The sequence below is a fragment of the Delftia acidovorans NBRC 14950 genome, from assembly GCF_001598795.1.
GTDB classification, from domain to species: Bacteria; Pseudomonadota; Gammaproteobacteria; order Burkholderiales; family Burkholderiaceae_C; genus Comamonas; species Comamonas acidovorans.
Genome location: NZ_BCZP01000001.1, coordinates 169,264 through 190,003 on the forward strand (window position 1 = coordinate 169,264; position 20,740 = coordinate 190,003).

At 66.4% G+C, this 20,740-nt stretch carries 18 protein-coding genes; 9 read left to right on the plus strand and 9 right to left on the minus strand.

Annotated features, from left to right (window positions below; translation table 11 throughout):
- Positions 1-89: 89 nt before the first annotated feature.
- The gene (locus DA1_RS00710) at positions 90-2,513 is read left to right on the plus strand and encodes an IPTL-CTERM sorting domain-containing protein (RefSeq protein WP_255288098.1); all 2,424 of its coding nucleotides are present in this window, start codon (positions 90-92) and stop codon (positions 2,511-2,513) included.
- A gap of 122 nt (positions 2,514-2,635) precedes the next feature.
- Entirely contained in the window at positions 2,636-3,583 is a 948-nt protein-coding gene (locus DA1_RS00715; protein WP_034396792.1) for a bestrophin family protein, read from the plus strand.
- A gap of 94 nt (positions 3,584-3,677) precedes the next feature.
- On the opposite strand, the gene DA1_RS00720 is transcribed toward DA1_RS00715, so the two are convergent.
- The 3 genes from DA1_RS00720 to DA1_RS00730 all read right to left on the minus strand — a co-directional run bounded on the left by DA1_RS00720 (position 3,678) and on the right by DA1_RS00730 (position 6,878).
- The gene (locus tag DA1_RS00720) at positions 3,678-4,793 is read right to left on the minus strand and encodes an acyl-CoA dehydrogenase family protein (protein ID WP_034396790.1); all 1,116 of its coding nucleotides are present in this window, start codon (positions 4,791-4,793) and stop codon (positions 3,678-3,680) included.
- 69 nt (positions 4,794-4,862) lie between these two features.
- Positions 4,863-6,044 (minus strand): acyl-CoA dehydrogenase family protein, encoded by a 1,182-nt coding sequence (locus DA1_RS00725; RefSeq protein WP_012207172.1) that lies wholly within the window; start codon positions 6,042-6,044, stop codon positions 4,863-4,865.
- A gap of 153 nt (positions 6,045-6,197) precedes the next feature.
- Positions 6,198-6,878: a YceH family protein gene (locus DA1_RS00730; protein WP_034398914.1), complete on the minus strand. Its 681-nt coding sequence runs from the start codon at positions 6,876-6,878 to the stop codon at positions 6,198-6,200.
- 98 nt (positions 6,879-6,976) lie between these two features.
- Here DA1_RS00730 and purN point away from each other — a divergent pair, with 98 nt between their 5' ends.
- Positions 6,977-7,555, plus strand: a complete 579-nt coding sequence (purN, locus tag DA1_RS00735; protein ID WP_012207170.1) for a phosphoribosylglycinamide formyltransferase — start codon at positions 6,977-6,979, stop codon at positions 7,553-7,555.
- 7 nt (positions 7,556-7,562) lie between these two features.
- On the opposite strand, the gene DA1_RS00740 is transcribed toward purN, so the two are convergent.
- Positions 7,563-7,835, minus strand: a complete 273-nt coding sequence (locus DA1_RS00740) for a DUF1653 domain-containing protein (protein ID WP_013800910.1) — start codon at positions 7,833-7,835, stop codon at positions 7,563-7,565.
- A gap of 92 nt (positions 7,836-7,927) precedes the next feature.
- On the opposite strand from DA1_RS00740, the gene DA1_RS00745 reads away from it, so the two are divergent.
- Together DA1_RS00745 and DA1_RS00750 are read left to right on the plus strand one after the other, a co-directional pair.
- Complete coding sequence (locus DA1_RS00745) at positions 7,928-9,256, plus strand: RsmB/NOP family class I SAM-dependent RNA methyltransferase (protein ID WP_034396788.1); 1,329 nt, start codon at positions 7,928-7,930, stop codon at positions 9,254-9,256.
- A 115-nt stretch (positions 9,257-9,371) separates the two neighbouring features.
- Complete coding sequence (locus DA1_RS00750) at positions 9,372-10,595, plus strand: DesA family fatty acid desaturase (protein WP_034396786.1); 1,224 nt, start codon at positions 9,372-9,374, stop codon at positions 10,593-10,595.
- Here the strand turns inward: DA1_RS00750 and DA1_RS00755 are convergent.
- Positions 10,570-10,938 carry a hypothetical protein gene (locus tag DA1_RS00755; RefSeq protein WP_034396784.1) on the minus strand — a complete coding sequence of 123 codons (369 nt, stop codon included), beginning with the start codon at positions 10,936-10,938 and terminating at the stop codon, positions 10,570-10,572. The two genes, DA1_RS00750 and DA1_RS00755, sit on opposite strands and share 26 nt — an antisense overlap.
- Positions 10,939-11,150: 212 nt before the next feature.
- Between DA1_RS00755 and DA1_RS00760 the strand changes: the two genes are divergently transcribed.
- Positions 11,151-12,635: an aminotransferase-like domain-containing protein gene (locus tag DA1_RS00760; protein ID WP_034396782.1), complete on the plus strand. Its 1,485-nt coding sequence runs from the start codon at positions 11,151-11,153 to the stop codon at positions 12,633-12,635.
- A gap of 120 nt (positions 12,636-12,755) precedes the next feature.
- On the opposite strand, the gene rpmG is transcribed toward DA1_RS00760, so the two are convergent.
- From rpmG to trxB, 3 genes are all read right to left on the minus strand, one after another.
- Positions 12,756-12,926: a 50S ribosomal protein L33 gene (gene rpmG / locus DA1_RS00765; protein WP_012207164.1), complete on the minus strand. Its 171-nt coding sequence runs from the start codon at positions 12,924-12,926 to the stop codon at positions 12,756-12,758.
- 20 nt (positions 12,927-12,946) lie between these two features.
- Positions 12,947-13,180: a 50S ribosomal protein L28 gene (rpmB, locus tag DA1_RS00770; protein ID WP_012207163.1), complete on the minus strand. Its 234-nt coding sequence runs from the start codon at positions 13,178-13,180 to the stop codon at positions 12,947-12,949.
- 267 nt (positions 13,181-13,447) lie between these two features.
- Positions 13,448-14,401: a thioredoxin-disulfide reductase gene (gene trxB / locus DA1_RS00775; RefSeq protein WP_034396780.1), complete on the minus strand. Its 954-nt coding sequence runs from the start codon at positions 14,399-14,401 to the stop codon at positions 13,448-13,450.
- A 261-nt stretch (positions 14,402-14,662) separates the two neighbouring features.
- Between trxB and DA1_RS00780 the strand changes: the two genes are divergently transcribed.
- The 3 genes from DA1_RS00780 (at position 14,663) to DA1_RS00790 (ending at position 19,387) form a co-directional block, all read left to right on the plus strand.
- Complete coding sequence (locus DA1_RS00780; RefSeq protein WP_012207161.1) at positions 14,663-17,026, plus strand: DNA translocase FtsK; 2,364 nt, start codon at positions 14,663-14,665, stop codon at positions 17,024-17,026.
- Between the two features lie 29 nt (positions 17,027-17,055).
- The gene (lolA, locus tag DA1_RS00785; protein ID WP_013800917.1) at positions 17,056-17,691 is read left to right on the plus strand and encodes an outer membrane lipoprotein periplasmic chaperone LolA; all 636 of its coding nucleotides are present in this window, start codon (positions 17,056-17,058) and stop codon (positions 17,689-17,691) included.
- A gap of 169 nt (positions 17,692-17,860) precedes the next feature.
- On the plus strand, positions 17,861-19,387 hold the full coding sequence (locus tag DA1_RS00790; protein WP_013800918.1) for a methyl-accepting chemotaxis protein: 1,527 nt from the start codon (positions 17,861-17,863) through the stop codon (positions 19,385-19,387).
- Here DA1_RS00790 and brnQ read toward each other — a convergent pair.
- Positions 19,374-20,687, minus strand: a complete 1,314-nt coding sequence (gene brnQ / locus DA1_RS00795) for a branched-chain amino acid transport system II carrier protein (protein ID WP_034396778.1) — start codon at positions 20,685-20,687, stop codon at positions 19,374-19,376. The two genes, DA1_RS00790 and brnQ, sit on opposite strands and share 14 nt — an antisense overlap.
- Positions 20,688-20,740 lie beyond the last annotated feature (53 nt).

Below are 20,740 nucleotides of genomic sequence, written 5' to 3' on the forward strand. Positions count from 1 at the left end.
GTCGGAGTTTTCAACCGTGATCAAACACACATGAAGAGAGGAATGGTATGGCGAGACAGAGTTTGCATATCCGGCCCGCAGGGCCGCGCATGAAGGCCTGGAGGCAGGCCAGAAGTCTGGTTGCAGCCGGCACCCTGGCAATGGTGGGTGCAGTTGCGCAGGCGGCATTTCTGAATGGGGACTTCGAGGCAGGGGACCTGACTGGCTGGACCCCCCAGGCCTGGACCAACAATGGCACCCAGGCCAATCCGAAACGCTTGAGCGAGTTGCGCCTGCAGCCACCTGGCACCAAGTCCCATCTGGTCGAAATCGCCAGCGGCTCGGAAAGCGCCGCAGACGAAGTCCTGTTCCGGGGTGACGCTGGCCAGTCCGCCCTCAAACTGACTTTGGCAGGCTCCCACTCTGCCCGTATCAACCTCAAGGCGAACAGCGCCACCCCAGCCAGCAACGTGATACCGCGGTCCAGCAAGGTCACGGGGGGACTCGCCGGCTGGACCCAGCAGGTCAATACGGCAAGTTCCATCACCCAGGAAGTGACGCTGACTGCAGATGACATCGACCAGGACGGCAAGATCCACATCCGATTTGTCGCGGCGCCCGTGCTTGAGTACGCCAGCAATCACGGAGGCGAGGATCGCCCCTACTTTGCCATCTCGCTGGTCAAGACCTATGACGCCCAGACCTCCACGGATCTGACGGGCTCGCCCCAGGAGTTGTTCTTCAAGTACCACTACGGCGGCGAGCCGGGAGCACCCTGGAAGACCTTTACCGACAAGGGCGGTGCCATCCAGAACTACACCGACCCTCAGGCCTACGATGTCGCACCCGGCAATGCCTACCTGCGGGTAGGCGACAAGGTCAGGCTGCAGGCCGTGGCCTCGGCCTGCAGTGCCGGTGGCCACGCAGGCCATCTGTACGTTGACAACTTCGGCACGACCCTGCCCAAGACACTGTGGATCAGCGCGTCCGGGCCTGTCAGCGCGCCCAAGGCGGACGGCACGGAGATCACCTACACCTATACCTATACGAACAACGGCAGCACCCCGGTGAACAACGTGAAGGTCACGCCCGCGATGCCCGTGGGCACGGATGCGGGCATCAGTCCGACCACGTTCGTGTCACTGGCCGGCGATGGCGGCGCTTGCACGGCCCCGGCCGTGGGCAGTTCAGACCCTGCCCAGTGCGACTTTGGGACCCTGGCACCCGGGCAGTCGGGCACGTTCACGATGACCGTGAAGGTTCCTTTGGGCACGCCGTCAGACCAGATCAACAACGGCAACTACACCATCGGAGGCGACCTGACCTCGACCCTGCTCGGTGCCATGGTGCAGACCCAATTGCTGGCTCCCGCGGCGAGCAGCGACATGGTGCCTGATGTCTCCGGACTCCCGCCCACCGCCGTGGTCGGCGTGCCCTACACCGGCAGCTTCTCCTGCAAGAACGATGGTGCAGCCAGCGCAGGCCAGGCCATCTGCGATGCCTCCGGTCTGCCCCCTGGCGTGACGGCAGGCCAATGCACGATAGACGGCGCGGCCTGGATGCAGCCCGGCGTGGTGCCTGCGGGCAAGACGGTGGTCTGCCAGGTCTCTGGTACACCGACGGGTCCAGGCGGCAGCTCGACGGTCACGGTGACCACGGGCGGCGACAACGACCTGACCCCGGGCAACAACACGACCACGTCGAACATCGCGGTCACCACAACGCCGGACATGCAGATCAATCTGAGCGGACTGCCCCCCACCTCGCCGCTGAACATTCCCTATAGCGGCAGCTTCACCTGCAGCAACCAGGGCCTGGCCAACGCCGTGAGCGGCACCTCCTGCGCCGTCACCGGCCTGCCGGCTGGCGTGACGCAAGGCGCATGCTCCATCAGCCCCGGCAATGCCGCGTGGGTGGCGGGCAATGCGGTGCCGGTGGGAGCCACGGTCACCTGTCAGGTGAGCGGTACGCCCACGGCCGCAGGTTCGTCCACGGTCACGGGCACCACGGGCGCAACGGATGATTCGAATGCGGCGAACAACACCGCGACCGTGAATGTGTCCACCGTTGCAGTGCCCGACATGGGCGTCGATCTGAGCGGCCTGCCGACCGCGTTCACGGCCGGCACGCCCTACAGCGGCAGTTTTGTCTGCAAGAACCTGGGTTCGGTCGATGCATCGGCAGGCACCTCGTGCGCAGTCACGGGACTGCCCGCCGGTGTGAGCCAGGGAGCGTGCCGCATCAGCCCTGCCAATGCAGCCTGGTCGACAGGTGATGCCGTACCTGCGGGCGCCAGCGTGACCTGCACGGTCAGCGGAACGCCCAGCTCCGTGGGAGCCGTGACACTGACGGGCAGCACCGGTGCGACCGGAGATGCCAACCCGGCCAACAACACGGCTTCCCGCGCAGCGGCAGGGGCCGTGTCGCCGGCCTCCATCCCCACGCTCTCCGAATGGGGCCTGATCCTGATGTCCGGCCTGATGGGCATCATGGGCTGGGGCATGGTGCGCCGCCGCCGCGCCAACCCGCTGTGACCGGCAGTCGGTCGTGACACAGGGCGCCCTTCGGGGCGCCTTTTTTTCATCTGGGCGCGGCCGCAGCCAATTGACTTGCTCAATGTGTGATCGAATAAGGGTTTATACCTAGCGATATCCCCATGATCGTCCGTGATCGCCCCGCCGGCCTCAGGCTGTTTCTGATTTTGCGGGGCTCGGTGCTCCAGCGTATCCAGGTCACGCTGCTCGTGAACATCGTGTTCGCCGCCATCATCACTCTGGTGCATGGCAACCTGTTCGACGTCAAGATCACGGTGACGCCCATCCCTTTCACGCTGATCGGCCTGCCGCTGGCCATCTTCCTGGGCTTTCGCAACAACACCGCCTATGACCGCTACTGGGAAGGCCGCAAGCTCTGGGGTGAGATGGTGATCTGCGCGCGCACGCTGGCGCGCCAGTGCCAGAGCCTGATCGTCATCGACGGGGATCCGGACCCGGCCCGGCGCAGCAGCGATGTGCGCGTGCGCATGGTGCACCGGGCGATCGCCTTTGCGCATCTGCTGCGGACGCAGTTGCGCGGGCTGCACGAGGATGTGGCCGCAGGCCGCTGGCTGGTGGACAAGGAATGGCGCCAGCTCCAGGGTATGCCGCTGGAGCAGCGCTGCGACGCACTGATGATGTCCATGGGCCGCGATCTGGCGCAGTGCGTGCGCCGGGGCGAGATGGACCCCTGCCTGGCCGCGTCCATGGACAAGACCTTCACGCGCATGACGGCGGCAGCCGCCTCGTGCGAGCGCATTCGCAACACGCCCATGCCGTTCTCCTATGCGCTGCTGCTGCACCGCACGGCCTATATGTACTGCTTTCTGCTGCCGTTCGGCCTAGTGGACACGACCGGGTTCATGACGCCCTTTGTCGTGGCCATCGTGGCCTACACCTTCTATGGGCTCGACGCCCTTGGCGATGAACTCGAAGAGCCCTTTGGCCTGGAGAGCAACGACCTGCCGCTGGACACCATCTGTCGCTCCATCGAGATCAGCCTGGGATGCACGCTGGGCGAGACGGATCTGCCGGCACCGCTCAGGCCGGAGGGCTACCGGCTGACCTGAGACGGCGGGCAGACATGGGCAAAGGCCCATGAAAAAGCCCCGCAGTTTTCTGCGGGGCCTGGTGTGGTGCGGTGCGGCGCGGTGAGGTCAGACCTCAGGCAAACACGCCGGCCGTGTCCTGCATCTTCGCGGAGACGATGCCCAGGTGATGCAGGGTGTCACCGCCCGTCATCTCCATCTGCGTCAGGCGCTTGAAGTAGTGGCTGCCCGCGTACTCGTCGGTCACGCCGATGCCGCCGTGCAGCTGGACCGACTGCTGGCCGACAAAACGCAGCGACTGGCCCAGCTGGACCTTGGCGCGCGCGATGGCCACGTGGCGCTCGGCATCGGCCGCGCTCATCTTGAGGCTGGCGTAATAGCTCATGGAGCGGGCCAGCTCCAGCTGCATCTTCATGTCGGCCACGCGGTGGCGCAGGGCCTGGAAGCTGGCGATCACCGTGTTGAACTGCTTGCGCTGGTTCATGTACTCGGTGGTCAGCTTCAGCGTCTGCTCCATGGCGCCCACGCCTTCGGCGCACAGCGCGGCGTTGGCGGCGTCCTGGGCCAGCGTGAGGGCGGCCAGGCCATCGGCCGTCACCAGCGTGGCGGGGGCCGCCTGGCAGCGTAGTTCGGCCGCGCGGCTGCCGTCCTGGGTGCGGTAGCCCTGGGTGCTGACGCCGCTGGCGCCGCGCTCCACCAGGAAGAGGGCGATCTTGCCATCCAGCTGGGCTGGCACCAGAAAGGCGTCGGCCGCGTCGCCTGCGGGCACCACGCTCTTGGTGGCATCCACCGTGTAGCCGCTGCCGCTTTTGCTGGCCTTGGCGGCACAGACATCGAGGCGGTAGCGGGCCTGGCGCTCCTGGTGTGCCAGCACGACCAGGGCCTCGCCGCTGGCCACGCGCGGCAGCCACTGGCCGGCCAGGGTGGCGTCGGCATGTTTGCCGAGCACGCCGGCTGCCACAAAGGCCTGCGCCAGCGGCTCCATCACCAGGCCGCGGCCCAACTCCTCCATCACCACCATCACGTCGGTGGCGCCCAGGCCCAGGCCGCCGTGCTCCTCGGGCACGGTCAAGGCCGTCAGGCCCAGTTCGGCGAGCTCGCCCCAGACCTCGCGCGAAAAACCGCCCGCCTCGACGATGGAGCGGCGGCGCTCGAAGGTATAGCCCTTGTCCACCCAGCGGCGCACGGCGTCGCGCAGTTGCTGCTGGTCATCCGAAAAATCAAAGTCCATTTTCTGTCTCCCGAAGCTGATCGAAGCGCGTCCGGCGCACTTCCGGGTTCAGCGAAACTCCAGCCAAAATCAGCCCAGCACCGTCTGCGCGACGATGTTTCTTTGCACCTCGTTGGAGCCGCCGTAGATCGTCGTCTTGCGCATGTTGAAGTACGTCGATGCCAGCGGCGCGTTGTCCACCACGCCGCCGGGGAAGTCGCCCTGCCAGCCGGCTTCCATGGCCTCTTCGATGAAGGGCAGGCTGAAGGGGCCGGCGGCCTGCATCATCAACTCGGAGTAGCGCTGCTGAATCTCGCTGCCCTTGATCTTGAGCAGGCCTGCGATGTCCAGCGGGTTCTTGCCCGATTTCTCGGCCGACAGCACACGCAGCACCAGCATTTCCAGCGCGACCACATCGACTTCGAGCTTGGCGATCTCATCGCGGAAACGCTGGTCCTCGTAGACGCCTTCGGCCTTGGCGATGCGCTTGAGGCGCTCCAGCTCGCGCTTGGCGCGGTTCACGTCGGCGATGTTGGTGCGCTCGTGGCTCAACAGGTGCTTGGCGTAGGTCCAGCCCTTGTTTTCCTCGCCGATCAGGTTCTCGGCCGGCACCTCGACGTTGTCGAAGAAGACCTCGTTGACCTCGCACTCGCCATCGAGCAGCTTGATGGGGCGCACGGTCACGCCGGGGCTCTTCATGTCCACCAGCAGGAAGCTGATGCCGGTCTGGGGCTTGCCCTCATTGCTGGTGCGCACCAGGCAGAAGATCCACTCGCCGTACTGGCCCAGCGTGGTCCAGGTCTTCTGGCCGTTGACGATGTACTTGTCGCCCACGCGCTCGGCACGGGTCTTGAGGCTGGCCAGGTCCGATCCCGAGCCCGGCTCCGAGTAGCCCTGGCTCCACCAGACCTCGCCGCTGGCAATGCCGGGCAGAAAGCGCTGCTGCTGCTCGGGCGAGCCGTAGGCCATGATCACGGGCGCCACCATCACGGGGCCGAAGGGAATGATGCGCGGGGCGCAGGCCAGGGCGCATTCCTCCTCGAACAGATGCTTTTGCACGGCCGTCCAGCCGGGGCCGCCGAACTGCTTGGGCCAGCCGTAGCCCAGCCAGCCTTTCTTGCCAAGAATCTTGGCCCAGTTCTGCAGGTCGTCGCGCGTCAGGCGCAGCGAATGGCGCACCTTGTGCGCGATGTCCTGGGGCAGGTTGGCCCGCACCCAGGCGCGGACTTCCTCGCGAAAGGACTGTTCTTCAGGGGTAAATGCCAGGTCCATGGACTGTGTCTCCTTCAATCCCGGCTTTTGTAGCACGCACGTTCTTTTTTGGACTGTCCAGGGCGTGACAACCTATGGCAATCCCTGATGCAACAAGCCCCGGGCGGCGGGGCCGTCCGGGGCTTGTTGCTGGGGCCGCCTGAGCGCAGGCGATCAGCTGGATTGGCCGGGCTCCTCCAGCCCCAACTGTGCATAGACATGCGCAAGACGTGCCTGCAATTGCTGTACTTGGGCTTCGAGATCGACCACGCGCTGGGCCAGGGCATCGCCGCGTGCGCCTGCTGCAGCGGGGGGCTGGGCCATGGCGTTCGCGTCCACGGGGCCGCACAGCAGATGGGCCCAGCGCTGCTCGCGTGCGCCAGGCGCGCGTGGCAGCAGCACGACCAGCGGGCCGCCTTTTTCCTCGCTGCGTTCGCGCAGCTCTTCCAGGAACGCTTCGACCGATGAGATGTCGGCGAAGCGGTGCCAGCGCTCGGAGTTGATGCGCAGCTCGCCCGCCGTCTGCGGGCCGCGCAGCATCAACAGGGACAGCAGCACGGCGCTCTGGTCGGGCACCCCCACGCCGCGCGGGAAGTTGTGCTCCCAGCGCGTGGCGCGCGCGCTGCTGATCTGTACGGACATGGTGCGCAGGCGCAGGCTGTCCAGCGCTTCCTGGGCCTCGCCTTCGCTGACTTCCATCACCGGATCACGGCTGCTTTTCTGGTTGCAGCCCGTGACCAGTGCGTTGAGCGTGAGCGGATAGCTGTCGGGCACGGTGCGCGCCTTCTCCATCAGGGTGGCCAGCACGCGGGCTTCGACAGCGGTCAGGGGGGTGGAGCGGGGATCGAATGGCATGGGGGTCTGGACGGAAGAGGTGACAAGGCCCGGCAGGGCCATGGGCCTTGCCGGGGCTGGCGCAGGCCGCGCGGCCTGCGGTGCGACAATCGCCGCCCATGAAAAATATCGTGATCCTGATCTCGGGCGGCGGCTCGAACATGGCTGCCATTGTGCGTGCTTCGCAGCAACAGGACTGGGCGCGGCGTTACGGCGCCCGCGTGGCCGCCGTGGTCAGCAACAAGGCCGAGGCCTCGGGCCTTGTTTTCGCGCGCGAGCAAGGCATTGCCACCGAGGTGCTGGACCACCGCCCGTTTCCCAGCCGCGAGGCGTTTGACGCCGAGCTGGCCCAGGTGATCGACCGCCACGCGCCTTCGCTGATCGTGCTGGCCGGCTTCATGCGCATCCTCACGCCGGGCTTCGTGGCGCATTACGAGGGGCGCATGATCAACATCCACCCCTCGCTGCTGCCCGCCTTCACGGGTCTGCACACGCACCAGCGGGCGATCGATGCAGGCTGCCGCTTTGCCGGCTGCACCGTGCACCGCGTTACGGCCGAGCTGGATGTGGGCCCCATCCTGGAGCAGGCCGTGGTGCCCGTGCTGCCCGGCGACACGGCCCAGGCGCTGGCCGCGCGCGTGCTTGTGCAGGAGCACCTCATCTACCCGCGCGCGGTGGCGCAGTTGATGCGGGGCTAGGGTCTGCTCACAGGCCCTCGCTCTGAAAGGCCTGCTGCTCCACTTCGGGGCAGCGTGCAAAGCGGGGCTGCTCCACGCCGTCGATGACCACGGTTTCATTGAACATGGCGGCAGGCCGCACCCACAGGCCGCGCTCGCCGTAGAGCGCGCGATACAGCGTCATGGACTCGCGCGTTTCGCTGTGGCGCACGGTGGCGAGCACTTCGTAGAGTGCGCCCTTGTAGTGGCGGTACAGGCCCGGGGGAGTGGGGATCAGGGGAGGCAGGTCGTCATCGGTCATGGGGCGCCATGGTAGCTGCGCCAGCCCGGCGTTGCTGCGGGTTCCGACCTGTGGCCCTCTCGGATTTGCAAGGCGGTGGGACAATTGCGCCCATGCATCCCAAACAGCTTCTCGACGCCTGCGCCGAACTGGTCAAGCGCACCCTGACTTTCGAACACCCGGCCGACGCCGTGGTGTCACGCTTTTTCCGTGAAAACCGCAACCTGGGCCCGCGCGAGCGTGCCGCGCTGGCCGAAACCGCCTACACCGTGCTGCGCAAGAAGCTGCTTTTTGAGAGCCTGGCACGTTCTGGCAGCGGCTCGCGCGAGCGCAGGCTGGCCATCCTGGGCTTTGCCCATAGCCAGGAAGCCCTGGCCCGCGTGGCCGGCAAGTCCGAGCAGGGTGTCAAGGAGGCGCTCGGCTTTGCGCGCGCAGCGCTGTCCCCCCAGGAACTGCAATGGCTGGACGCCTGCGATGCCGTGCGCCCCGATGAGCTGATGGAGCCGCACCGCCACAATCTGCCCGAGTGGCTGGTCGCACCGCTCAAGCAGCAGCTGGGCGAAGATTTCTGGGCCTTTGCCCAGAGCATGGAGCAGGCCGCACCGCTGGATCTGCGCGTCAATGCGCTCAATGCCAAGCGCGCCGATGTGCAAAAGGAACTGGCCGATGCCGGCATCGCCGCCGAAGCCACGCCGTACTCGCCCTGGGGCCTGCGCGTGCAGGGCAAGCCTGCGCTGGCCCGGCTGGACGCCTTCACGCGCGGCGCCATCGAGGTGCAAGATGAAGGCTCCCAGCTGCTGGCGCTGATGCTGGACGCCAAGCGCGGCGAAATGGTGGTCGATTTCTGCGCCGGCGCAGGCGGCAAGACCCTGGCCATTGGCGCCTCCATGCGCAGCACGGGGCGCCTGTACGCCTTCGATGTGTCCGGCCACCGGCTCGAAGCCCTGAAGCCGCGCCTGGCGCGCTCGGGCCTGTCGAATGTGCACCCCGCGGCCATCGCCCATGAGCGCGACGACCGCGTCAAGCGCCTGGCCGGAAAGATCGACCGCGTGCTGGTCGATGCGCCCTGCTCGGGCCTGGGCACGCTGCGCCGCAATCCCGACCTCAAGTGGCGCCAGTCGGCCAAGGCCATCGAGGAGCTCACGCAAAAGCAGGCGGCCATCCTGGCCAGTGCAGCGCGCCTGGTCAAGCCGGGTGGGCGCCTGGTGTATGCCACCTGTTCGGTCCTGCCCCAGGAAAACGAAGCCATTGCCGAAGCCTTTGCAGCGGAGCACTCTGACTTCGTGGCCATGAATGCCGGCGAACTGCTGGCCCAGCTCAAGGTGGAGCACGGCGATGCGCTGTGCAGCGGCGGCGAGACCGGCACGCAGTACCTGCGCCTGTGGCCGCAGCGCCATGAGACGGATGGTTTTTTTGCCGCCGTTTGGACCCGGAAGCCGTAACTTGCAGACGCAATAAGCTGTAAATCGCAGGAGATTGCCGAATGCCTTGGTAGGCGCATCGCCTAAAATTGAGGCATCGGTGCCACTGGGCGCCGCCTTGCCAAAGGCTTCGGTTATGTCGCTGGATTTCGGATCGGTTTGGAACCTCGCCGTGGATTGGATGGCCCATGGCCTGTGGCAGCTGTCGTGGTGGCAGCTGCTGCTGTACGCCCTGGTCACCACCCACATCACCATTGCGGGCGTCACCATTTTCCTGCACCGCTGCCAGGCCCACCGCTCGCTGGACCTGGGGCCGGTTCCTTCGCACTTCTTCCGTTTCTGGCTGTGGCTGGGCACGGGCATGGTCACCAGGGAGTGGGTGGCCATCCACCGCAAACACCACGCCAAGTGCGAAACCGAGGACGACCCCCACAGCCCGCAGACACGCGGCCTGGACACCGTGATGCGCCAGGGTGCGGAGCTGTACCGCGAAGAGGCGGCGAACGCCGAGACACTCAGGAAGTTCGGCCACGGCACGCCCGACGACTGGATCGAGCGCCATCTCTACAGCCGGCATTCGATCTGGGGCCCTTCGCTGATGCTGATCATCAATGTGCTGCTGTTTGGCGCCATCGGGCTGACGATCTGGGCCGTGCAGATGGTCTGGATTCCGTTCTGGGCTGCCGGCGTGGTCAACGGTCTGGGCCATTTCTGGGGCTACCGCAACTTCGAGGCCCAGGATGCCAGCACCAACCTCGTGCCCTGGGGCCTGATCATTGGCGGCGAGGAACTGCACAACAACCACCATACCTACCCGACCTCGGCGAAGTTCTCGGTCAAGCGCTATGAGTTCGACGTGGGCTGGGTCTACATCAGCGCCATGCAGAAGCTGGGCTGGGCCAAGGTCAAGAAGACGGCGCCGCGGCTGATCATGGGCGCCGTCAAGCCCGTGGCCGACGAAAAGACGCTGGAGGCCGTGATCGCCAACCGCTACGAGGTCATGGCCCGCTATGCGCGCGGCGTGCGCGCCGCCGTGCAGATCGAGCTCGATGCGCTCAAGCAGCGCAAGGCCCGGCAGGCCGACCTGTCCCTGCTCAAGACGGCGCGCCGCTGGCTGCACCGCGATGCCGACAAGGTGCCCGCCCAGGCGCAGGGGCAACTGGCCCAGGCGCGCGCAGCCCACCCCGTGCTCGACCAGATGCTGGTCATGCGCGAGGAGTTGCGTCAGCTGTGGCTGAACACCTCGCTGTCGCGCGAGCAACTGACGGCACATCTGCAGGCCTGGTGCCATCGCGCCGAGGCCAGCGGCATTGCCGCGCTCAAGGAGTTTTCCGTCAAGCTGCGCGCTGCCCACGCCTGAGGCCGCGAAGCCAGCCGGCAACCGACCATGCCCGGGGCCGCATCCCCTCTTCGGAGGCGATGCGGCTTTTTGCTGTGGGGCTCTGCCGCAGTTCCAGGCTTGCCATGGCCTGGGACAAGGAGCGGACCCGTATCTGCAGATCGGCGCCCGCACGCCAGCCCTGGCCCGGCTGCAGCCTGAGGGCCGGCGCGGGCACCCCATCCGCCCAGGCCTGTTGCGGGGCGGTGATTTCCAGCGGGCCGTGGCGGCAGAACAGTTCACTGCCCTCCAGCACATGCAGGTGAAGATCGTTGCCGGGGGCAAGATGGCGCAGTTCGAAGGAGCGGGTGTCGGCGTTGTGCATGGTCTGTGTCCTGTGATTCCAGGCCCTCAAGCGTAGGCATGCGGCCTTCATCGGCACAGGCACAGCCCGCGGCTTGTTGCATCGCAGCAGTGCAGATGGCGGTGGATCTGTTCTGCTTTGTGGTCGATGGATCTGTATCTGTTGCGTAACAGCGCCTTGCGGCAAGATCCCGGGCAAGTCCTCTCGTCCCCGATTCGTTGTCGATCTGTTCCATGACCCTTGCTAGCGCCTCTCCGACCCTGTACCGCCGCCTGGCGGCCGACTACAGCCTGGCCATGGAACTGGGCACGCTAAAGGCGGGCGAGCGCATGCCTTCCGTGCGCGAGCTGATGCGCCGCCATGAGGTCAGCCTTTCCACGGCGCTGCAGACGCTGCGGCATCTGGAGGACCTGGGCCAGCTCGAAGCCCGCCCGCGCGTGGGCTACTTCGTGCGCGATGCCCGGCCTGCAGGCCTGGCCCCGGCCAGCGAGCCCGACCTGAGTCAGCCGGTGCAACCGCTGCCGCAGCCACACTTCGCAGGCATCAATGAACACATTTCCCTGATGCTGGAGCGCGGCCGCCAGGCCGACGTGCGCGTGGACCTGGGCGGTGCCACGCCGCCGCCCGAACTGTTCGATCGCGGCTACCTGAACCAGACCGCCGCCCGGCTGCTGCGCGAGCAGCCGGACCTGCTGGTGCTGGGGCGCTCCATGATGGGCAGCCACCCCGATTTCCAGCGCGCCATGGCGCGGCGCGCGCTGGCGGCGGGCATCCATGTCGCACCGGCCGATGTGCTGGCGACCACGGGCAATTCCGAGGCCGTGAGCCTGGCGCTGGCCGCCGTGGCCTCGCCCGGCGACGTGGTGGCCGTGGAGTCGCCGACCTACTACGGCCTGCTGCAGGTGGTGGAGTCCTTGCAGATGCAGGCGCTGGAGATTCCCTGCAGCCCGAGCACCGGCCTGTCCATCGAGGCGCTGGAGCTGGCCCTGCAGACCCAGCCGCGCCTGAAGGCCGTGGTGGTCGTGCCCGAGCTGCAGATGCCGCTGGGTACGCGCATTCCCGATGAGCACAAGGCCAGGCTGGTCGATCTGTGCGGCGCCCACGGCGTGGCATTGATCGAGGACGACTCCTATGGACTGTTCGTGGAAAGCGGCCAGCCCGTGCGTCCCATCAAGGCCTGGGATCGCCTGCCGGGCCATGTCATCTATTGCGAGGCCTTCAACAAGAGCGTGGCGCCGGGCCTGCGCCAGGGCTGGATGAACGCTGGTCAGTGGCATGGCCGGGTGCAGATGCTCAAGTTCGCGCGCAGCCGGGGCACCCAGACCCTGGCCCAGTTGCTGGCGGCCGCCTGCGTGGGCTCGCCCGCGCATCTGCGCAATCTGCAGCGCCTCAAGCAGCAGTTGCGGCGCCAGCGTGAAGGCATGGCGCAGCTGGTGGCGCGGTTTTTCCCGCTGGGCACGCGGCTGAGCCTGCCGCCCGGCGGGCTCAGCCTGTGGCTGGAGTTTCCGGCTGGCGTGTCCACGTCCGCGCTGTTCACGCAGGCGCTGGCGCGCGGCATCCGCACGGCGCCGGGCAGCATGTTCTCGAACTCGGGGCGCTACGAGCACTGCATGCGCCTGGGCTGCACCCTGCCGGTGGATGCCGTGATCGAGCAGGCCTGCCGCGAGCTGGGTGCCATGGCCTGTGCGCAGCTGGGTCAGCCGGCGCGCAGTGGGTGACAGGCGAAAAACAGACGCAAAGCGGGCACAAAGCGGATGCAAAACGGGCACAAAGCGGACGCAAAAAAACCGCCGGGCTTGCGCCGGGCGGTTTTTTGTCGGTACCGGGAACAGGCTGAATTACTTCAGCTTGATTTCCTTGTACGTGACGTGCTTGCGAGCCTTGGGATCAAACTTCATGATCGCCATCTTCTCGGGCATTGTCTTCTTGTTCTTGGTCGTGGTGTAGAAGTGGCCGGTTCCTGCAGTGGATTCCAGCTTGATCTTTTCGCGTCCGCCTTTAGCAGCCATGGTGTTTCTCCTTGAGGGATTTAGGCTTGGCCACGGGCACGCAGGTCTGCGAGCACGGAGTCGATACCGTTCTTGTCGATCAGGCGCAGAGCAGCGCTGGAAACGCGCAGGCGCACCCAACGGTTTTCGCTCTCAACCCAGAAACGGCGGTATTGCAGGTTGGGCAGGAAACGACGCTTGGTCTTGTTGTTGGCGTGGGAAACGTTGTTTCCCACCATGGGCTTCTTGCCCGTTACTTCACATACGCGTGCCATGAGGACACTCCGATAGTTGTACAGCCGCCGACGCTGATGCCCTGCATTTGCTGCATGGCTTGCCGGCAACCTCACCTCGCCATAAAGGGTGGCGGTAACCCCATGCTGAAAGTGTCCTGGCCATGCAAGCAAGGCGCGCTTCAAATTCAGCAAAGCCACGGATTATAGCGTCTCCATGAGAAAAGCCCCTGGGCCAGCCAAACACGGCTGCAGCCAGGGGCTTTTGCCGCCCTGCGGGAGAGCAGGGCGGGCGGGGTGGCGTCCTGCTTATTCCTGTTCGAGGAAGCGCTGGGCGTCCAGCGCGGCCATGCAGCCCGTGCCGGCGCTGGTGATGGCCTGGCGGTAGACATGGTCCTGCACGTCGCCGGCCGCGAACACGCCGGGCACGCTGGTCTGCGTGGCAAAGCCCTTGAGGCCGCCCTGGGTGATGATGTAGCCGGTCTCGTCCATCTCCAGGTGGCCCTTGAAGATCTCGGTGTTGGGCGCATGGCCGATGGCAATGAAGCAGCCCTGCAGCTGGATGTCCTCGGCATGGCCGTCCTGGGTGCTCTTGATGCGGATGCCGGTCACGCCGGACTGGTCGCCCAGCACCTCTTCGAGCACGAAGTGGGTCTTGAGCTCGATCTTGCCGGCCCGGACCTTGTCCATGAGCTTGTCCACGAGAATGGGCTCGGCCTTGAACTTGTCGCGGCGGTGCACCAGGGTGACCTTGCTGGCGATGTTGGACAGGTACAGGGCTTCCTCGACGGCCGTGTTGCCGCCGCCGACCACGCACACGGGTTGCTCACGGTAGAAGAAACCGTCGCAGGTGGCGCAGCCGGAGACGCCGCGGCCCATGAAGGCCTCTTCGGAGGGCAGGCCCAGGTACTTGGCCGAGGCGCCGGTGGCGATGATCAGGCTGTCGCAGGTATAGGTGCCCGAGTCGCCGGTCAGCGTGAAGGGGCGCTTGGAGAAATCGACGCTGTGGATGTGGTCGAACACCACCTGGGTCTTGAAGCGCTCTGCGTGCTCCAGAAAACGCTGCATCAGCTCGGGGCCCTGCACGCCGTTCACGTCTGCAGGCCAGTTGTCCACCTCGGTCGTCGTCATCAGCTGGCCGCCCTGGGCCATGCCGGTCACCAGCAGCGGGTTGAGGTTGGCGCGCGCGGCATAGATGGCGGCCGTGTAGCCGGCAGGGCCGGAGCCGAGGATCAGGACTTTGGCGTGTTGGGTAGAAGACATGGATGCAGTTCTTGAAAAAGGCGCACGCCGGCAGTCGGCGTGCAGAAAAAAAGATACATCGGGAACAGCTGTGGAGTATCGCTCCGCAGTCAGGTTCCCGTTGCCATATGGATCAATGGCCCGGATTGTCAAAAATGATCGACGTGGCGCCGTCATGCGGCGGTGTCATGCTCTGTTGCAAGTGCTTGCATTACGCTTGCGGGTCGCCCTGGCTGTTTTTGCGGCCAGTCCGAGGGGGCTGGGGTAAGCTCCCGCCTGCGTATGACTTACTCATTGAACGCTCTGAACGCTTCCACATCCGCCAAGGGCAAATCCAGGTCTGCGGCGCGCCCCGGCATGGTGGCGCGCTTCGGCCACGAAATGCTGCTGCTGGCGGGGCTGCTGGCCCTGGTGTTCTGGCTTGCCTCCATGCTCAGCTACTCGCCCCAGGATCCAGCGTGGTCCACCTCCGGGGCGGGACACGCGCGCCTGGTCGCCAACTGGATGGGCCGCGTCGGAGCCTGGCTGGCCGACGCCTGCTATTTCGGTTTCGGCATGTCGGTCTGGTGGCTGGTGCTGGCCTCGCTGCAGACCTGGCTGTCTTCCTTTGCGCGCTGGCTGCGCGGTGGCGTGCCGCGCGACGGTGTGCCACTGCCGCCCCTGTGGCGCCGGCGCCTGCGCTTTTGGGGCGGGCTGCTGCTGCTGCTGGGTGCGAGCTGCGCACTGGAGTGGACGCGCCTGTACCGCTTTGAGAGCGTGCTGCCCGGCCCGGCCGGCGGCGTCTTCGGTTACATGCTGGGGTACCACAGCCTGCAGTGGCTGGGCTTCATGGGCTCGGGCCTGATCGGCATCTGCGTGGCCGTGATCGGCCTGGCCATGGTGTTCCGCTTTTCCTGGGGTCATCTGGCCGAATCCATGGGCGCACGCCTGGACGGCTGGGTGCTCTTTCTTTTTGCGCGCCGTGAAAAGGCCCGGGACGAAGCCGCAGGCCGCCGCGCTGCGCGCGAGCGCGAGGAAGTGGTGCAGGAAGAGCGCACGGAAAGCGCCGTGCAGCACCCGCAGCCCGTGCAGATCATCGAACCCGTGCTCCAGGAGGCTGCGCTACCCAGCGTGCGCGTGGTCAAGGAGCGCCAGAAGCCCCTGTTCTCCGAACTGCCCGACAGCAAGCTGCCCCAGGTGGATCTGCTCGATGCGGCGCAGCAGCGCCAGGAAAGCGTCTCGCCCGAGACGCTGGAGATGACCAGCCGGCTGATCGAAAAGCGCCTCAAGGACTTTGGTGTCGATGTGCATGTGGTCGCCGCCATGCCCGGCCCCGTGATCACGCGCTACGAGATCGAGCCGGCCACGGGCGTCAAGGGCTCGCAGATCGTGAACCTGGCCAAGGATCTGGCGCGCTCGCTGTCCCTGGTGTCCATCCGCGTGATCGAGACGATTCCCGGCAAGAATTTCATGGCGCTGGAGCTGCCCAATGCCAAGCGCCAGTCCATCCGCCTGTCCGAGGTGCTGGGCTCGCAGGTCTACCACGACGCCAAGAGCATGCTGACCATGGGCCTGGGCAAGGACATCGTGGGCAATCCGGTCGTGGCCGATCTGGCCAAGATGCCGCACGTGCTGGTGGCCGGCACCACGGGTTCGGGCAAGTCGGTGGGGATCAACGCCATGATCCTGTCGCTGCTGTACAAGGCCGAGGCCCGCGATGTGCGCCTGCTGATGATCGACCCCAAGATGCTGGAAATGTCGGTCTACGAAGGCATTCCTCACCTGCTGTGCCCCGTGGTCACCGACATGAAGCAGGCCGCCAATGGCCTGAACTGGTGCGTGGCCGAGATGGAGCGCCGCTACAAACTCATGAGCAAGCTGGGCGTGCGCAATCTGGCGGGCTACAACGCCAAGATCGACGAGGCCAAGGCGCGCGAGGAATCCATTCCCAACCCCTTCAGCCTCACGCCCGAGGAGCCCGAGCCGCTGCAGCGCCTGCCGCACATCGTCATCGTCATCGACGAGCTGGCCGACCTGATGATGGTGGTCGGCAAGAAGATCGAGGAGCTGATCGCGCGCCTGGCCCAGAAGGCCCGCGCGGCGGGCATCCACCTGATCCTGGCTACCCAGCGTCCCAGCGTGGACGTGATCACCGGCCTGATCAAGGCCAACATCCCCACGCGCATCGCCTTCCAGGTCAGCAGCAAGATCGACAGCCGCACCGTGCTTGACCAGATGGGCGCCGAATCCCTGCTGGGCATGGGCGACATGCTCTACATGGCCAGCGGCACGGGCCTGCCCGTGCGCGTGCACGGCGCCTTCGTGTCGGACGAGGAAGTGCACCGCGTGGTGGGCTACCTCAAGGAGCAGGGCGAGGCCGACTACATCGAAGGCGTGCTCGAAGGCGGCACGGCCGAGGGCGACAGCGAGTTCGGCTCGGAGTCCGGCGACGGCGGCAACGGCGAGAAGGACCCCATGTACGACCAGGCCGTGGAAGTGGTCCTCAAGGACCGCAAGGCCAGCATCTCGTATGTGCAGCGCAAGCTCAGGATTGGTTACAACCGCTCGGCGCGCCTGCTGGAAGATATGGAAAAGGCGGGCCTCGTCAGCGGTCTCACGGCCAGCGGGCAGCGCGAAGTGCTGGTGCCCGCGCGCGCCGGGGAATGAGCCCGCTTCCCCGCAATCATGGAGAAAGAATGAAACGTCTGTTGACTGCAGTTGTGATCGCGGCAAGCGCGACGGCCTCGTGGGCCGATGGCCTCAAGAGCCTGGAGGCCTTCATGAAGAATTCCCAGGCCGGCCGCGCCGAATTCACCCAGGCCGTCACGGCCCCGTCCAAGGATGGCCAGCCGCCGCGCACCAAGAACTCCAGCGGCCAATTCGAATTCCAGCGTCCCGGCAAGTTCAGGTTCGTCTACACCAAGCCGTTCGAGCAGACCATCGTCGCCGACGGCAAGACGCTGTGGCTCTATGACGCCGACCTCAACCAGGTCACGCAGCGCCCCCAGGCCCAGGCCCTGGGCAGCACGCCGGCCGCCATCCTGGCGTCGGCCAACGATCTCAAGGCGTTGAGCGCCGACTTCGATCTGCAATCCGCGCCCGAGCAGGATGGCTTGCAATGGGTCCAGGCCAGCCCCAAGGACAAGAACGGCCAGCTCAAGAGCGTGCGCGTGGGCTTTGCGGCCGATGGCCAGCTTTCGGCGCTGGACATCCTCGACAGCTTTGGCCAGCGTTCGCTGATCCGCTTCAGCCAGCTGCAGACCCAGGCGTCCCTGCCGGCCTCGACTTTCGAGTTCAAGGTGCCAGCGGGCGCCGACGTGCTCAAGCAGTAAGCCGCGCTGCCGCGCGGGGCAACCTTTCAGGCCGGTCACAGGCTGCGGTGCGCAGTTTGTGAGGTTTTGTAATGGTTTTGCCTAATATCGTCGAGACAATGGCGGCCTGTGGCCAGCGATTGTTTCGACGTCCCTCCGAGGACATGCTGGCCGGCTCTCGCATGCCTTTATGAACCTCAGTCGCAAGTTGCCGCTCGCCATTGCCATGGCGCTGCTATTCACCCTCGCTGCCGGATTCTTCGGACTCTGGTCGGCCCATCGATCCCTAGGCGTCTTTCACGGCGATGTCCAGCGCCACATGGCGGCGGAACGCCTCGCCGCCGAGGTGGAAGGCCACTTCAAAACCCAGGTCCAGGAATGGAAGAACGTGCTGCTGCGCGGCTCGGACAACGCGCTGCGCGAGCAGCACTGGAAGGGCTTTCTGGCCGATGAGCGCGCCGTGCAGGACAAGACCGCGGCCTTGCTGGCCCTGGTGGACGATGCCTCCCTGCGCGAGATCGCCCAGGGCTTTGTGGCGCAGCACCGGAAGATGGCCGAAGGCTACCGCGTGGGGCTGGACAAATTCGAGGCCACGGGCTTCGACCCCTCCGTGGGCGACATGGCCGTGCGCGGCGTGGACCGCGAGCCGGCCGAGCTGCTTTCCCAGCTCAAGGCCGGCATTGCGGCGCAGAGCAAGGCGGTGGCCGACGATGCCTACAGCAGCGGCAAGCACGCCACGGAGCTGAGCCTGGTGCTGATGCTGGTGGCGGCCGTGGCCGGCGTGGCCATTGGCTGGCTCATCACCCGTGCCGTGGTGGCACCGCTGCGCAGCGCGGTCCAGCTGGCCGAGAAGGTGGCCCAGGGCCATCTGACCAATGCCATAGCGAGCGGCGGGCCAGACGAACTGGGCCAGCTGCTGCGGGCGCTGGGCGCCATGCAGGAGCAGCTGCGCAGCATCGTCGTGGAAGTGCGCGGCAATGCGGAGCAGGTGGCATCCGCCAGCTCGCAGATCGCGGCCGGCAACAGCGACCTGGCCCAGCGCACCGAGCAGCAGGCATCGGCCCTGCAGATGACGGCTTCGTCCATGGACCAGCTCGACTCCACCGTGCGCGGCAATGCCGATCACGCAGAGAAGGCCAACCTGCTGGCTTCGTCCGCCAGCGACATCGCCACGCGCGGTGGCGATGCCATCTCGGCCGTCGTGGGCACCATGCGCAGCATCCAGGATGCGTCCGAGCGCGTGGTCAGCATCATCGAGGTGATCGACGGCATCGCGTTCCAGACCAATATTCTTGCGCTCAATGCGGCCGTGGAGGCCGCGCGGGCCGGCGAACAGGGCCGGGGCTTTGCCGTGGTCGCCGCCGAGGTCCGCACACTGGCCCAGCGCAGCTCGGGCGCTGCGCGGGAAATCCGTGACCTGATCCAGGCCAACGCCCAGCGCGTGGCCCTGGGGGCCGAGGAGGTGGACAGCGCGGGTGCGACCATGGCCTCGGTGCAGGAGGTGATTGCCAAGGTCTCGCGAATGATCGGCGCCATCAGCCACTCCAGCGGCGAACAGAGCGCTGGCGTGAGCCACGTCAACAGCGCCATCGTCCGCATCGAGGAGGGGACCCAGCAGAACGCCGCGCTGGTGGAACAGACCAGTTCGGCCGCCGAGAGCCTGCGCAAGCAGGCCCATCAGCTGGTCGAACTCATGGCGCGTTTCAGGACGGCCTGAACGCGGTGGCCGGGGTCGGGCGCAGCCGGTCGTGGAGCGCTGCCAGCACCAGGGTGGCTGCCACGGGCAGGGCCCAGCCCATACCGTTGCCCGGCAGGCTGTTCAGGAAGGCCGGCAGCCAGTCCTGCCAGCCGGCCGCCTTGGCGGCATCGACAAGACCGAACACCAGCGCCACGGCCAGCACCGGCGCGAACACGCGCTGCGCATTGCGCCACAGGCCTGACAGCAGGCTCAACACCACCAGGGCGATGGCCAGCGGATAAATGCCCACCAGCACGGGGCCGGACAGGGCGATCAGCTGGGCCAGGCCCTGGTTGGATACCAGGATGCACGCCAGGCCAATGGCCACCACCACCGCGCGGTAGGGCAGGCGCAGCATCTCGCTGAAGTAGGCGCCACAGGCGCTGACCAGGCCCACGGCCGTGGTCAGGCAGGCCAGGGAAATCACCACGGCCAGCAGCAGGCTGCCGATGGGGCCGAAGGTGTGATCCACATAGCGCGTGAGGATGAGCACGCCGGTCTGCGCCTGCGGGGCGATGGACTGGCTGGTGGCTCCCAGATGGATCAGCGACAGATACACCAGGCCCAGGCCCACGGCCGCGATCACGCCCGCGATGATGGCGTAGCGCGTCTGCAGCCCGGTGTGGGAGATGCCCCGGTCCCGGATGGCGTTGACGATGACGATGCCGAAGGCCAGGGCGCCCAGCGCGTCCATGGTCTGGTAGCCCTCCAGAAACCCTTCGGTCAGGGGCGCGACCAGGTAGTCGCCGCTGGCGCTGGTGGCGGCACCGGCCGGCAGCAGCACGGCGGCGGCACCCAGCACCATCAGGGCCAGGATCAGTACGGGCGTGATCAGCTTGCCGATGGTGTCGATCAGCTTGCCGGGGAACAGGGACAGGCCCATGACCAGCACAAAGTACACCGCCGAGTAGATGAACAGCGCAGTGCTGCTGTGGCCCACGAAGGGCGCAAAGCCCATCTCGAACGACACGGTGGCCGTGCGCGGCGTGGCAAACAGCGGGCCGAGGATGAGATAGATCAGCAGGCCCAGCACCATGCCGGCCTTGCGGCCCACGGGCGAGGTCAGCGCATCGAGCCCGCCGCCCACGCGCGCCAGCGCCACCACGGTGAGCAACGGCAGGCCCACGCCCGTGAGCAGAAAGCCCGTGGCCGCAGCGGCCGCGTGCTCGCCGGCGCCCTGGCCGACCATGGGCGGAAAGATGATGTTGCCCGCGCCGAGGAACAGCGCAAAGGTCATGAAGCCTAGGGCGATAAGGTCCCGGGTCTTGAGTGTTTGCATGGATGCAGAAATGAAAAGGTCCCGCCTTGCCGCATGGCAGGCAGTTCCGGAAA